Annotated in this window: 14 protein-coding genes; 12 read left to right on the forward strand and 2 right to left on the reverse strand. The window is 62.3% G+C overall.

Translation table 11 applies throughout. The annotated features are described in order from the left end of the window. Window positions 1-80 precede the first annotated feature (80 nt). The gene (locus FHX14_RS19115; protein WP_184378123.1) at window positions 81-578 is read right to left on the reverse strand and encodes an Lrp/AsnC family transcriptional regulator; all 498 of its coding nucleotides are present in this window, start codon (window positions 576-578) and stop codon (window positions 81-83) included. Window positions 579-678: 100 nt separating this feature from the next. Between FHX14_RS19115 and FHX14_RS19120 the strand changes: the two genes are divergently transcribed. The 10 genes from FHX14_RS19120 (at window position 679) to doeB (ending at window position 10276) form a co-directional block, all read left to right on the forward strand. Further along, window positions 679-2064, forward strand: a complete 1386-nt coding sequence (locus tag FHX14_RS19120; protein ID WP_184378124.1) for a PLP-dependent aminotransferase family protein — start codon at window positions 679-681, stop codon at window positions 2062-2064. A gap of 122 nt (window positions 2065-2186) precedes the next feature. Then, window positions 2187-2972 carry an ectoine/hydroxyectoine ABC transporter ATP-binding protein EhuA gene (gene ehuA / locus FHX14_RS19125; RefSeq protein ID WP_184378125.1) on the forward strand — a complete coding sequence of 262 codons (786 nt, stop codon included), beginning with the start codon at window positions 2187-2189 and terminating at the stop codon, window positions 2970-2972. 58 nt (window positions 2973-3030) lie between these two features. Further along, on the forward strand, window positions 3031-3879 hold the full coding sequence (ehuB, locus tag FHX14_RS19130; protein WP_003591477.1) for an ectoine/hydroxyectoine ABC transporter substrate-binding protein EhuB: 849 nt from the start codon (window positions 3031-3033) through the stop codon (window positions 3877-3879). 77 nt (window positions 3880-3956) lie between these two features. Beyond that, window positions 3957-4616 carry an ectoine/hydroxyectoine ABC transporter permease subunit EhuC gene (gene ehuC / locus FHX14_RS19135; protein ID WP_179611120.1) on the forward strand — a complete coding sequence of 220 codons (660 nt, stop codon included), beginning with the start codon at window positions 3957-3959 and terminating at the stop codon, window positions 4614-4616. Between the two features lie 4 nt (window positions 4617-4620). Beyond that, window positions 4621-5280: an ectoine/hydroxyectoine ABC transporter permease subunit EhuD gene (gene ehuD / locus FHX14_RS19140; RefSeq protein ID WP_003591483.1), complete on the forward strand. Its 660-nt coding sequence runs from the start codon at window positions 4621-4623 to the stop codon at window positions 5278-5280. Window position 5281: 1 nt separating this feature from the next. Continuing rightward, window positions 5282-6061, forward strand: a complete 780-nt coding sequence (eutA, locus tag FHX14_RS19145; protein WP_184378126.1) for an ectoine utilization protein EutA — start codon at window positions 5282-5284, stop codon at window positions 6059-6061. Window positions 6062-6065: 4 nt separating this feature from the next. Further along, entirely contained in the window at window positions 6066-7067 is a 1002-nt protein-coding gene (gene eutB, locus FHX14_RS19150; protein WP_184378127.1) for a hydroxyectoine utilization dehydratase EutB, read from the forward strand. Further along, the gene (gene eutC, locus FHX14_RS19155) at window positions 7064-8056 is read left to right on the forward strand and encodes an ectoine utilization protein EutC (RefSeq protein ID WP_184378128.1); all 993 of its coding nucleotides are present in this window, start codon (window positions 7064-7066) and stop codon (window positions 8054-8056) included. The genes eutB and eutC overlap by 4 nt, the downstream gene beginning before the upstream one ends. Window positions 8057-8079: 23 nt before the next feature. Beyond that, a complete protein-coding gene (gene doeA / locus FHX14_RS19160) occupies window positions 8080-9261 on the forward strand; it encodes an ectoine hydrolase DoeA (RefSeq protein ID WP_183690293.1) in 1182 nt (393 codons plus the stop codon). 7 nt (window positions 9262-9268) lie between these two features. Beyond that, the gene (gene doeB / locus FHX14_RS19165) at window positions 9269-10276 is read left to right on the forward strand and encodes a N(2)-acetyl-L-2,4-diaminobutanoate deacetylase DoeB (protein ID WP_184378129.1); all 1008 of its coding nucleotides are present in this window, start codon (window positions 9269-9271) and stop codon (window positions 10274-10276) included. 12 nt (window positions 10277-10288) lie between these two features. Here the strand turns inward: doeB and FHX14_RS19170 are convergent, their stop codons facing one another. Next, a complete protein-coding gene (locus tag FHX14_RS19170) occupies window positions 10289-12106 on the reverse strand; it encodes a HAMP domain-containing methyl-accepting chemotaxis protein (protein WP_184378130.1) in 1818 nt (605 codons plus the stop codon). A gap of 253 nt (window positions 12107-12359) precedes the next feature. On the opposite strand from FHX14_RS19170, the gene FHX14_RS19175 reads away from it, so the two are divergent. Both FHX14_RS19175 and FHX14_RS19180 read left to right on the forward strand, forming a co-directional pair. After that, on the forward strand, window positions 12360-12608 hold the full coding sequence (locus FHX14_RS19175; RefSeq protein ID WP_184378131.1) for a type II toxin-antitoxin system VapB family antitoxin: 249 nt from the start codon (window positions 12360-12362) through the stop codon (window positions 12606-12608). After that, a complete protein-coding gene (locus FHX14_RS19180; RefSeq protein ID WP_179611113.1) occupies window positions 12605-13018 on the forward strand; it encodes a type II toxin-antitoxin system VapC family toxin in 414 nt (137 codons plus the stop codon). The genes FHX14_RS19175 and FHX14_RS19180 overlap by 4 nt, the downstream gene beginning before the upstream one ends. Window positions 13019-13049 lie beyond the last annotated feature (31 nt).

A 13049-nucleotide genomic window follows, 5' to 3' on the forward strand; every position in this document is an offset into this window, starting at 1 on the left:
GTCCGAAGATGTGCCGCGTCGCGACGTGGCTTGGCGACGAGCACGCCTGCAATTTCTATCCGGACTGGCAGAGAGATTGTCTATGACGCGCTCTGCTCCTCGTCGGATGCCGCGAAGGAAGAGACAGGAAGCACTGTTTCCTCCTTCACTGTCTTGGTGACGATATAAGTGAAGTAGCGGTCGATGCCGAGTTCGCGATCGAGAAGCCCGTCGACCAGCCGCTGATAGGCGTCGATATCGGGGGCGATGATCTTCAGGATGTAATCGACGCCGCCGCCGACCGACCAGCAGGCGACGATCTCCGGGATTGCGGCGACGGCGCGCTCGAAGCGCTCGAAATCCGCCTGGCGATGGTTGGCGAGGGTCACTTCCATCATCACGCTGGCGACCGGGGCGATGCGCCGCGGGGCGATGCGGGCGTGGTATCCAGTGATGATCCCTGCTTTTTCGAGCTTGCGCAGCCGCATCCAGCACGGGGTCGGCGACAGACCTGCCTTTTCAGCCAGTGCCAGCTTGGTGATGCGGCCGTCGCGCTGGACGGCGTCGAGAATGCGCAGGTCGATGGCGTCGAGCTTCATGGTGCTTTCTTTGGAAAGAAATCATTTCAAACGCAGCGAAAAGACAATGGGAGCGCATTTTGGCATTGTCAATTGAACTGATTTTCAGCAGTGTAAAATCATGACAAAGTGGCGCCCCGATCCCTCGCAACTCCGCCGGCCGGCTTACCTCTCGCTCGCCGAGCAGATCGCCAATGCGATCACCGACGGCAAACTCGCCGACGGCACGCAATTGCCGCCGCATCGCAAGCTGGCGGACGATCTGCAGCTTTCGGTGCAGACGGTCAGCCGCGCCTATGACGAACTCGGCCGCCGGGGGCTGATATTAGGCGAGATCGGCCGCGGCAGCTTCGTCCAGACCAGGCCGCGCGAGCCGGAACCGCCCTATCTGCCGGAACGGCTGGGCGAGGTGATCGATCTGTCGATCCTCAAGCCGGTCTGCGAGCAGATCCACCTGGAAAGGCTGCGCCAGGCCTTCGGCTGGCTGTCGGAAAATCTGCCCTCCAGTTCCGCCCTGTCGTTCCGGCCGAACATGGTCTTTCCGCGCCACCGCACGGTCGCCGCAGAATGGCTGGCGCGCTGCGGGCTGGAGGTATCGCCGCTGAATATCAGCGTGACGAATGGCGCGACCTCGGGCATGACGGTGGCGCTGATGAGCGTCGCGCCGCCCGGCTCGACCATTGCGACCGAAGCGGTCAGTCACCATACGCTGGTGCCGCTCTGCGGCTATCTCGGCCTGCACCTCGAAGGGCTGGCGATCGACGAGGAAGGCATGATCCCGGAGGCGCTCGACGAAGCCTGCCGCACCGGGCCGATCCGGGCAATTTTCCTGCAGCCCTCGGTGATCAATCCGATGGCGGCGCTGATGAGCGCCGAGCGACGCCAGGCGCTGGCCGCCGTCGCCGCCAAACATGACATCGCGATTATCGAAAACGATATTCTCGGTCCGATGGTCGAGAACCGGGCGCCGCCGATGGCTGCCTTTGCGCCGGAGCGGACGCTTTACGTCACGAGCTTCACGAAGATCACCGTTCCCGGCCTCCGGATCGGCTACCTCGTCGCACCCGACCGCTATGTCGCCGCCGTCGCCAACCGGCATCTCGTTTCCAGCTGGATGGCGACGCCTGCCATGGCCGAGATCGCCACCCGCTGGGTCAGCGACGGCACGGCGATGGAGCTGGTCAACTGGCAACGCCGCGCCCTTGCAAGCCGCCACGCGATCGCGGCAGAGATGCTGGCCGGCCTCAGCTACCGGGCGCACCCGCAAAGCCTGCATGTCTGGCTGCCGCTCGCCGGCAACCATGCGGAAGATGGTTTCGTCTCGCAGGCAAGGCTGCGCGGCGTGGCGATCGCGCCCGGCAAATCGTTCCGCACCGCCGACCAGGGCTCGACGCCGGCCGTGCGCATCTCGCTCGGCTCGACGACCGAAAGCGAATTGCGGACCGGGCTTGGGATCGTCGCTTCTTTGGCGCAGGGAAATCCGGAAGAGCTGCTGCTGGCGATTTGATGGCACTGCCCCTCGTTTGAGCACTCGCAGAATAATTGTCATGATATTATTTTACGAATTGACATGATTTCGATGGGCCGTCATCGTTAGGGCATTGCTTGTCTCAACAGGGAGAGACATGAATGCCTCAGCCCATCATCCGCATCGACAACATCGTCAAGAGATACGGCCCGCTGACCGTGCTCGACGGGCTGTCGATGAATGTCATGCCGGGTGAGAAGCTGGCGCTGATCGGGCCGTCCGGCTCCGGCAAGACGACGATCCTGCGCATTCTGATGACGCTGGAGACGATCAGCGGCGGCCATATCGAGGTCGACGGCGAACAGCTCTATCATATGGCTGGCAACAGCGGGCTGGTGCCGGCCGATGAACGGCATCTGCATCGCATGCGTGAAAAGATCGGCATGGTCTTCCAGCACTTCAATCTGTTTCCGCACAAATGCGTGCTCGACAATGTGACGCTGGCGCCGATGCTGACCAAGGGCATCAAGCGGCCACAGGCCGAAAAGCGGGCGATGGAGCTTCTCGACATGGTCGGCCTGGCCGACAAGGCGAAAAGCGTCCCGGCACAGCTTTCCGGCGGGCAGAAGCAGCGCGTTGCCATTGCCCGGGCGCTGGCGCTGTCGCCGAAGATCATGCTGTTCGACGAAGTCACCTCGGCGCTCGATCCGGAACTGGTCGAAGAGGTGCTGAACGTCATGCGCCGGCTGGCCTCCGAGACCGATATGACCATGCTTCTCGTCACCCATGAGATGGGTTTTGCCCACGATTTTGCCGACCGCGTGCTGTTCTTCGATCGCGGCAAGATCGTCGAGGAAGGCAAGCCGGGCGATATCTTCCGAAACCCGACGCAGGAGCGGACACAGACCTTCCTGCGCAAGATCATTGCGGCTGGGCACCGCGTCTGACCTCAGACATTGCCCGCAAAGAACAAAACTCAAAGGAAAGCCAGAGGAGTTGGGAACGATGAAAGCAGGATATGTTTTGAGCGCCGTCAGCCTGTCGGTGCTTCTGGCCGCGGCCGCCGGCCCGGCTTCCGCTGCCGATGACAAGCTCGAGCAGCTGAAGGAGCAGGGTTTTGCCCGCATCGCCATCGCCAACGAGCCGCCGTTCACGGCCGTCGGCGCCGATGGCAAGGTGTCGGGTGCTGCGCCCGATGTTGCGCGGGTGATCTTCGAAAAGCTCGGCGTCAAGGAAGTGGTCGCTTCGATCTCGGAATATGGCGCGATGATCCCCGGACTGCAGGCCGGCCGCCATGACGCGATCACCGCCGGCCTGTTCATGAAGCCCGAGCGTTGCAATGCCGTTGCCTATTCCGAACCGATCCTCTGCGACGCCGAAGCCTTCGCCCTCAAGAAGGGCAACCCGCTGAAGCTGACGAGCTACAAGGATATCGCCGACAATCCCGATGCCAAGATCGGCGCACCGGGCGGCGGCACCGAGGAGAAGCTGGCGCTCGAGGCCGGCGTGCCGCGCGACCGCGTCATCGTCGTTCCGGACGGCCAGAGCGGCATCAAGATGCTGCAGGACGGCCGCATCGACGTCTACTCGCTGCCGGTCCTGTCAATCCACGACCTGATGGCCAAGGCGAATGATCCCAATCTCGAAACCGTCGCTCCGGTCGTCAATGCACCGGTCTATTGCGATGGCGCCGCCTTCCGCAAGCAGGATGTCGCGCTGCGCGACGCCTTCGACGTCGAGCTGAAGAAGCTGAAGGAATCGGGCGAATTCGCCAAGATCATCGAGCCTTACGGCTTCTCGGCCAAGGCGGCGATGTCGACCAGCCGCGACAAGCTCTGCGCCGCAGCCAAGTAACTTGATGAGAGCAGCCGGCCATGCGTTCTGCCATGGCCGGTTTGCCTTCGTACGATCTCCAGAGAAGTGAGTTGCCGATGTCGGTATGGTCCGGCTATCTGACACTGATCCTTGAGGGCGCCCTGGTGACGCTTCAGCTGACGGTCATGGGCTCTGCGCTGGCGCTGGTCATGGCCTTCCTGGCGGGGCTCGGCCGCCTGTCGCGCTTCTTTGCCGTCAGGGCTGTGGCGACCGCCTATATCGAGTTCTTCCGCGGCACCTCGATCTTCGTCCAGCTCTTCTGGGTCTATTTCGTGCTGCCTTTTGCCGGCTTGACCCTGACGCCGCTGCAGGCGGGTGTCCTGGCGCTCGGCCTGAATGTCGGCGCCTATGCGGCGGAAGTGGTGCGCGGCGCCGTCAAGGCCGTCGGGCGCGAACAGTCGGAAGCCTGTGTTGCGCTCAACCTGTCTCGCTACCAGCGCATGCGTCATGTCATCCTGCCGCAGGCGCTGCCGCTGATGCTGCCGACCTTCTGCAACAATGCGATCGAGCTCCTGAAGGGCACGGCCGTCGTGTCGCTGATCTCGCTGACGGATATGACCTTCCAGGCGCAGGTGGTGCGGGCGCAGACCGGCAGTACGCTGGTGCCTTTCGCAACGATCCTCATTCTCTATTTCCTCATGGCCTTGGCGATTTCGGCGGCGATGCGCTGGCTGGAGCGGCGCATGGCCCGCAGCCTCGACGGCATAAGGACCTGATCGGATGGAATGGGATTGGGACTTCGTTTGGCAGATCATGCCGACCCTTCTCGAAGGGTTCAAGATCACCATACTCGCAACCATCCTCGGCGCTGCCGTCGCCATGGTCGCGGGCCTGGGCCTTGCCATTGCGCGGCGGTCACCGGTCACCGCTATTTCCAGAACGGTCGGCTTCGTCTCGGAATTCATCCGCGGCACGCCGCTGCTGGTGCAGCTCTACTTCATTTTCTACGTGTTGCCGGATATCGGCATCCGGCTGTCGCCGCTCACCGCCGGTGTCATCGGCATGGGCATTCACTATGCGACCTATACGGCCGAGGTCTATCGCGCCGGCATCGAGAATGTGCCGCGCGGACAGTGGGAAGCCGCCAAGGCCACCAATCTGACGACGCGCCAGGCCTGGATCCACGTGGTCCTGCCGCAGGCAATTCCGCCGATGATCCCGGCGCTCGCCAATTATTTCATCGCCATGTTCAAGGAGACGCCGCTGCTTTCGGCGATCACCGTGCTCGAATTGATGAACCAGGCAAAGAGCATCGCCAACAGCAATTACCGCTACATCGAGCCGATGACGCTGGTCGGGGTCTTCTTCCTCGTTATCAGCCTGATCTCGGTCGTGGGCTTGCGCTGGCTCGAGGAGCGTTACGCCAGGATGGATGATTGATATGACCGCAGGAATCGAGATCATTCCCGCCGGCCGGCTGCCGCGGCTGGACGACCGGCCGCTCGAAAAGCGCATCGGCCTGATCATCCTGGCAACCGACCATACGACGGAAGTCGATTTCCGGCGCATGGTCGCCAGTGACCGCATCGGCGTCTATGTCAGCCGCATCCACTACGCCAATCCGGTCACACCGGAAAACCTCCTGAAGATGCAGCCAGCGCTAATGGAAGGCGCAGGGCTGATCTTGCCGGATGAGACGCTGGATGCGGTGATGTATTCCTGCACCTCGGCCTCGGTCGTCATTGGCGACCGCAACATCGAAGCGGCGATCCACGCCTCCAAACCCGGCGTTCCCGTGGTGACGCCGACGGCGGCGGCGGTGAAAGGCCTGCAGGCGCTCGGCGCAAAACGGATTTCGGTGCTGACGCCTTATACGATCGAGACCAGCCGGCCGATGGCGGATTATTTCGTCGATCTCGGCTTTACGATCGACCGCTTCACCTGCCTCGGCCTGAGTGACGATCGTGAGATGGCGCGGATTGCGCCGGATGAAATAGCATCCTTCGCGTGTGAAGCGCTGGATCCGCAATCCGATGCGCTGTTCATCTCCTGTACCGCCGTGCGCGCAGCCGAGGTCGCCGCCCGCATCGAAGCCGAGACCGGCAAGCCCGTGGTCACCAGCAATCTGGCAACCGCCTGGGCCTGCCTGAGGCTTTGCGGCGATGACCGGGCGCGGCCTGAACTGGGGCAATTGATGACCAGGCCCTATGGGGAAGGCTGAGACCATGGTCAGCACCTTGCCCGTTTCGCTGGAGGATATTCGCGCGGCGGCGCGGCGGATCGCCGGCCGGATTGTCGAAACACCGATGGTGCAGTCGGCATCGCTTTGCGACATTGCCGGCGTTCCCGTCTGGCTGAAGCTCGAACATCATCAGACGACCGGCAGCTTCAAGCTGCGCGGGGCGACCAATGCGGTACTCTCCTTATCGCCGGCGGAACGCTCACGCGGCGTCGTCGCCGCCTCGACCGGAAATCACGGCCGGGCGCTTGCCTATGCAGCGAAGGCTGAAGGTGCCGTCGCAACTATCTGCATGTCGCAGCTGGTGCCGGAGAACAAGATCTCGGAGATCCGCCGACTCGGTGCCGAAATCCGCATCGTCGGATCGTCGCAGGACGAGGCGCAGCAGGAGGTCGACCGGCTGGTCGGCGAGGAGGGGCTGGTGATGGTCCCGCCTTTCGACCATCCGGCTGTCGTGGCCGGGCAGGGGACGCTGGGGGTCGAGATTATCGACGCTTTGCCGGAAGCGGCCACGGTGCTGGTGCCTCTCTCCGGCGGCGGTCTTGCGGCGGGCGTTGCAGCCGCGATCAAGGGCGTCAATCCGAAGGCGAAGGTGATCGGCCTGACGATGGAACGGGGTGCGGCGATGAAGGCGAGCCTCGATGCCGGCCGGCCGGTGCAGACCGAGGAAAGGCTGAGCCTTGCAGACTCGCTCGGCGGCGGCATCGGCCTCGACAATCGCGTGACCTTCGCCATGTGCCGGGAACTTCTGGACGACGTCATCCTGCTGACGGAGGCGGAAATCGCCGCCGGCATGCGCCACGCCTATGCCTGCGAGCGGGAGGTCGTCGAAGGCGCGGGCGCCGTTGGTATCGCGGCGCTGCTTGCGGGAAAGATCCGCTCCGGCGGTCCCGTCGTTGCGATCCTGTCGGGCCGAAATGTCGACATGGAACAGCACCGCCGGGTGATCAACGGCGAGGTGGCGATGTTCGGGGAGGATGGGCGATGAGCCGGATGATCATTCTGACGGAAGCGGAACTCAGGAAAGTCATCGGGCTTGACCTCGATGCAGTCGGTTGCATCGAAGAGGCTTTCGCAGCGCTTGCGACCAAGGCCGTCGCCATGCCGCCGATCCTGCGGCTCGACATTCCAGACTATCGCGGCGAAGTCGATGTGAAGACCGCCTATATCCCGGGGATCGAAGGCTTCGCGATCAAGATCAGTCCCGGTTTCTTCGACAATCCGAAGATCGGGCTGCCGAGCACCAACGGTATGATGGTGCTGCTGTCGAGCCGGACCGGGCTGGTGCAGGCGCTGCTGCTGGACAATGGGTATCTCACCGACATACGCACCGCGGCAGCCGGCGCGGTCGCGGCCAAATATCTGTCGCGTGAGAATGCGTCCGTGGCCGCCATCTTCGGGGCAGGCATGCAGGCGCGGCTGCAGCTTGAAGCCTTGACGCTGGTGCGGCCGATCCGCGAAGCCCGAATATGGGCGCGCGATGCCGCAAAAGCCGAGAGCGCCGCGGCGGAACTGGCCGCAAGGCTCGGCTTTCCCGTCACCGCGATATTGGATCCAAGGCGCGCAATCTCCGGCGCCGATATCGTCGTGACCACCACACCCTCGGAAGCGCCGATCATTCAGACCGGGTGGCTGGAGCCCGGGCAGCATCTGACGGCCATGGGCTCGGATGCGGAGCACAAGAACGAGATCGATCCCGCCATCATCGCACGCGCCGATCTCTATGTCGCCGACAGCCTCAAGCAGACGCGGCGTCTCGGCGAGTTGCATCACGCAATCGACGCCGGTCTGGTCGAGGCCGACGCGGTCTTCGCCGAGCTTGGCCAGATCGTCGCCGGCAGGATGCCGGCACGGACGAGCAGCGACCAGATCACCATCGCCGACCTCACGGGAACTGGCATCCAGGACACCGCCATTGCCACCCTCGCTTTCGCCCGCGCCAATGCGGCAAAAGCCGGGACCACATTCGAAAGCTGACCGACGGAAAGAAGGGAAGAAACATGATCCAGCCCAACCTCAAATTCTCGCTCGGCGAATATGCCGCGCGGTTGGAAAAGACACGGCGCGCCATGGAGGCGAAGGGCGTCGAGCTGCTTGTTGTCAGCGACCCGTCGAACATGGCCTGGCTGACCGGTTATGACGGCTGGTCCTTCTACGTGCACCAGGCAGTGATCGTGCCGCCGCAGGGCGAGCCGATCTGGTTCGGCCGCGGCCAGGATGCCAACGGCGCCAAGTTCACCACCTATCTGAAGCACGACAACATCGTCGGTTATCCCGATCATTACGTGCAGTCGACCGAGCGCCATCCGATGGATTACCTTTCCGGCATCCTGACGGAGCGCGACTCTAGCAAGCTGACGATCGGCGTCGAGATGGACAATTACTGGTTCTCGGCGGCTGCCTTCGCCGCGCTGCAGAAACATCTGCCGAACGCCCGCTTCGTCGACGCGACGGCGCTGGTCAACTGGCAGCGTGCGGTCAAGAGCGAGACCGAAATCAAGTATATGCGCAATGCCGCACGCATCGTCGAGGCGATGCACGCCCGCATCTTCGACAAGATCGAGGTCGGCATGCGTAAGTGCGATCTGGTCGCGGAAATCTATGATGCCGGCACCCGTGGCGTCGACGGCATCGGCGGCGATTATCCGGCAATCGTGCCGTTGCTGCCGTCCGGCGTCGAAGCATCCGCACCGCATCTGACCTGGGACGACCGGCCGCTGAAAAAGGGTGAGGGCACTTTCTTCGAGATCGCCGGCTGCTACAACCGCTATCACCTGCCGCTGTCGCGCACCGTTTTCCTCGGCAAGCCGACGCAGGCCTTTCTCGATGCCGAGAAGGCGACATTGGAAGGCATGGAGGCCGGTCTTGCCGTCGCCAAGCCCGGCAACACCTGCGAGGACATCGCCAACGCCTTCTTCGCCGTGCTGAAGAAATACGGCATCGTCAAGGACAACCGCACCGGTTACCCGATCGGTCTGTCCTATCCACCGGACTGGGGCGAGCGCACCATGAGCCTGCGGCCGGGCGACCGGACCGAGTTGAAGCCCGGCATGACTTTTCATTTCATGACCGGCCTCTGGCTCGACGACATGGGTTTCGAAACGACCGAGAGCATCCTGATCACCGAGAGCGGTGTCGAATGTTTCGCCAATGTGCCGCGCAGGCTGATGGTCAAGGATTGAGGCTGGCATGACAGAGATTGACTTGCGGCCGTCGCCGATCAGCGCGACGGTGGATTTCGCCGCCGAGGGCGTCCAGCACGGTTTCCTGAGGCTGCCTTACAGCCGCGACGATTCCGCCTGGGGTTCGGTGATGATCCCGATAACGGTCGTCAGGAACGGCAAGGGACCGACGGCGCTGCTGACCGGCGGCAATCATGGCGACGAGTATGAAGGACCGATCGCGCTTTTCGACCTTGCGCGCTCGCTGAAGGCCGAGGAGGTGAGTGGCGCTGTCATCATCGTGCCGGCGATGAATTATCCGGCATTCATGGCGGGAACCCGGACCTCGCCGATCGACAGGGGCAATATGAACCGCAGCTTTCCGGGCCGCCCGGACGGCACGGTGACGGAGAAGATCGCCGACTATTTCCAGCGCGTGCTCCTGCCGATGGCCAATCTGGTTCTCGATTTCCATTCCGGCGGCAAGACGCTCGATTTTCTGCCGTTCTGCGCGGCCCATATCCTGCCAAACAAGCAGCAGGAGGCGCAGGCTTTGGAATATGTGACAGCCTTTGCCGCGCCCTATTCGATGAAGATGCTGGAGATCGATGCGGTCGGCATGTACGACACCGCGGCCGAGGAGATGGGCAAGGTCTTCATCACCACGGAACTCGGCGGCGGCGGGACGGCTACGGCCAAGAGTGCGGCGATTGCCAAGCGCGGCACCATGGACGTGCTGCGTCATGCCGGGATCGTTGCGGGCGCCGCCGATATCGGTCCAACGACCTGGCTCGACATGCCGGACGGCCGGTGTTTTTCCTTCGCTGAGGAGGGCGGGTTGATCGAGCCCGTCATCGATCTCGGTGAAGCCGTCAGTAAGGATGCGGTCATCGCTCGCATCTATCCGACCGGGCGGACCGGAGTGGCCCCTCACGAGGTCCGCGCCGGCATGGATGGCATACTCTGCGCCCGGCATTTTCCCGGACTGGTCAAGTCAGGCGATTGCGTCGCCGTGGTCGCGATCGTTACCGGCTGAAGAGGCCGGCAATCAAGCCGCTTGACGCGGCCTTGACATGCTCGCTGCCGCGTCGATCTGAAAGCGCCTGACGACCCCTTCCAATGTCTGCGTTTGGGTGCCGAGGGCGCGGCAGGCCGAAGCGGTTTCGACGGCCATCGTCGCGTTGTGTTGCGTCACCTGGTCGAGAGCATTGACGGAGGCATTGATCTCGCGGATCGCCACCGCCTGCTCGGAGGATACAGACACGATCCGGGCGATGAGCCCGGCAACCTGCTCGACCTGTCCTTCGATTTCCTGAAGCGCCTTGCCGGTGCGGTTGACAAGCTCCACCCCGTTGGAAACCTGCGACGAGGATGTGGAAATCAGAGCCCTGATCTCCTTGGCGGCGTTGGCCGAGCGCATGGCGAGTTCCCGCACCTCCTGCGCTACGACGGCAAAACCCTTGCCGGCTTCGCCTGCACGGGCCGCTTCAACCCCGGCATTCAGCGCCAGGAGATTGGTCTGGAAGGCGATTTCATCGATGACATTGACGATGTCGCCGATCTGCGACGACGAACCTTCGATCCGTTCCATGGCGGCGATCGCTTCGCGAACGACGGCCGCCGAATGTTCGGCGCTGTTGCGGGTCTCGGCCATCATGCCGGTCGCCTTGCAGGCATGATCGGAGGCGTCTTTCGCCTTGCTATTCATCTCGCCGAGCGCGGCTGTGGCCTCTTCGAGCATCGCGGCTTGCTGTTCCGTGCGCGATGCGAGGCTCTCGGTTGCACCGGTAATGTCGGCCGAGGCGCTGTCCACTTGTTTGGAGGTTTGGGCGATCTCGGCCATCGAGGCGCAAAGCGCGTCCATGCTGTCGTTGAACTTGGCGCGCAAAGTCTCGTAAGCGGCGGCAAAGGGTGTGGCGATCCGGCAATCGAGATTGCCGTGCGATAGCTGGTCCAAGCCGTGGGTCAGTTGAGCGATCACCGTTTCGCGGACCTGCTCTTCGGCGGCCTTGTCGGCCATCTGGCTGCGTTCGCGTTCAAATTCCGCATCGCGAAGCGCTGTCTCGCGCTTCTGCGCGTCCTGCCGCTCGAGCGCGTTGCGGCGGAAGACCGCCACAGCCTTGGACATGGCGCCGATCTCGTCGGAACGGCTGGCATAGGGAACCTCGGTCGAAAAATCGCCGTCTGCGAGGTTGCCCATATAGGCTTTCATGCCGTCGAGCGGCACGATGGCGCGGCGGCGTAGGAGATAGAGCCCGACCAGCAACAAAGCGAAGGATCCGAAGCCAGCGCCACCTGCATAGATCGTCCAGGTGACGATTTCCGAAGCGGCATTGCGCTCCTCGCCCTTCAGGAAGGCATCGGAATTGGCGACGAGTTTCTCCACCGCGTCCTGGTGAGAATGAAAGGCGATGCGCAACTGCTCGATCGCCCCATGCGCCTTGTCTTCATCCTTGGCGGTCAGGGCGGGAATGATCTCGCGGTTCATCACGTCCCAGAATTTGTCGCCTTTGGCGATGACATCGTTTTCAAGCTCGTCCTTCAACGCTTGCGGCAGCCGGGTGATTTTCCAATAGGCGCGGCGGTCGTCGTAAGCGGCCTTGAGATTGGCGATCTTGGCAAGATTGGTGTCGGTGAGCTCGGGAAATTTGCTCGCCTCGAAGGACAGCATGTAGGATTCGACCACAAACAGCGGCGGCGGCAGAATATCGGCGATCAAATCCTTGCCGTAGACGACCTGCTCGTAAACCGGGCCGTTGACCTTCAGCCGTTCGAGGGCCGAGTGCTGCAATCCGATCGACATGAAAAGACCTGCTGAAACGGCGACACCAAATGCCACCAGGCTACGGGCAATAGTAAAAGCCAAGGCTTTTCTCCAAATAACTTGTGGCCTTTCCACGTCGAAAGGCCTGATCTACGTACCGCATTATTTCGCAAGACCACTGAAATATAGTTAATTCCTTTAACGGTCAGGGATTGGCCGGCTTTTTTCTCGCCCGCCGATTGTCCAAAATTGGGGTAATGATGCGTTTGCTAGGAGCATCCCAATATCAAGCCATCATTTGCCATCTTGATGGCAGGCGTAGCGGTGGCTATATTTACTGGAAAAGGAGATCAATATGGCCGAACCGCAGCTTTCCGTACGAAGCGCAAAGGCGCGTGATCTCGCGCACCGGCTTGCGCGCCGCGAAAACCGCTCGATAGCCGACATTGTCGAGCGCGCCCTCGAATCTTACGAAATCCGTGAAGCTGGTCGAGAGCCGGCTGCGTCCTTTTATCATAGGCTGTCGCAGCAAAGCGGGACGGACATCGACCTTGAAGCCGTCATCAAGAAAGGCCGGCAGGTTCATAAGGGCATTGAGCTTTGATTTTTCTCGATACCAACGTTGTTTCGGAAACCTTGAAAAAATCTCCCAACGAAGCCGTGACCGCATGGCTCGTCCGTCATGATGCTGAATTGGCGCTGCCGACGGTGACGATTGCCGAAATCGCTTTCGGCATCCAGAAGATCCGGCCCGATCAGCGAGCCGAACGCCTCGAACGGGGGCTGTCCGAATGGCGCCGGCGTTTCGCGGATCGGATTTTTGGTTTGACCGAGGAGGCTGCTCTCGCCTACGGCGACATCATGGGCGATGCCGCTCGTCGGGGGCGCGGAATGTCAGCGCCGGATGGCATGATCGCCGCAATTGCGCGGGTCAATGGCAGTCGACTTGCCACGCGAAACCTCGACGATTTCGCGACCACTGGGCTTGAATTGATCTCCCCATGGACCTTTTGATGCCTGGCGGTGAGAGGAAGTAACGAACCAA

The sequence above is a fragment of the Rhizobium sp. BK619 genome (assembly GCF_014195245.1).
Classification (GTDB): domain Bacteria; phylum Pseudomonadota; class Alphaproteobacteria; order Rhizobiales; family Rhizobiaceae; genus Rhizobium; species Rhizobium acidisoli.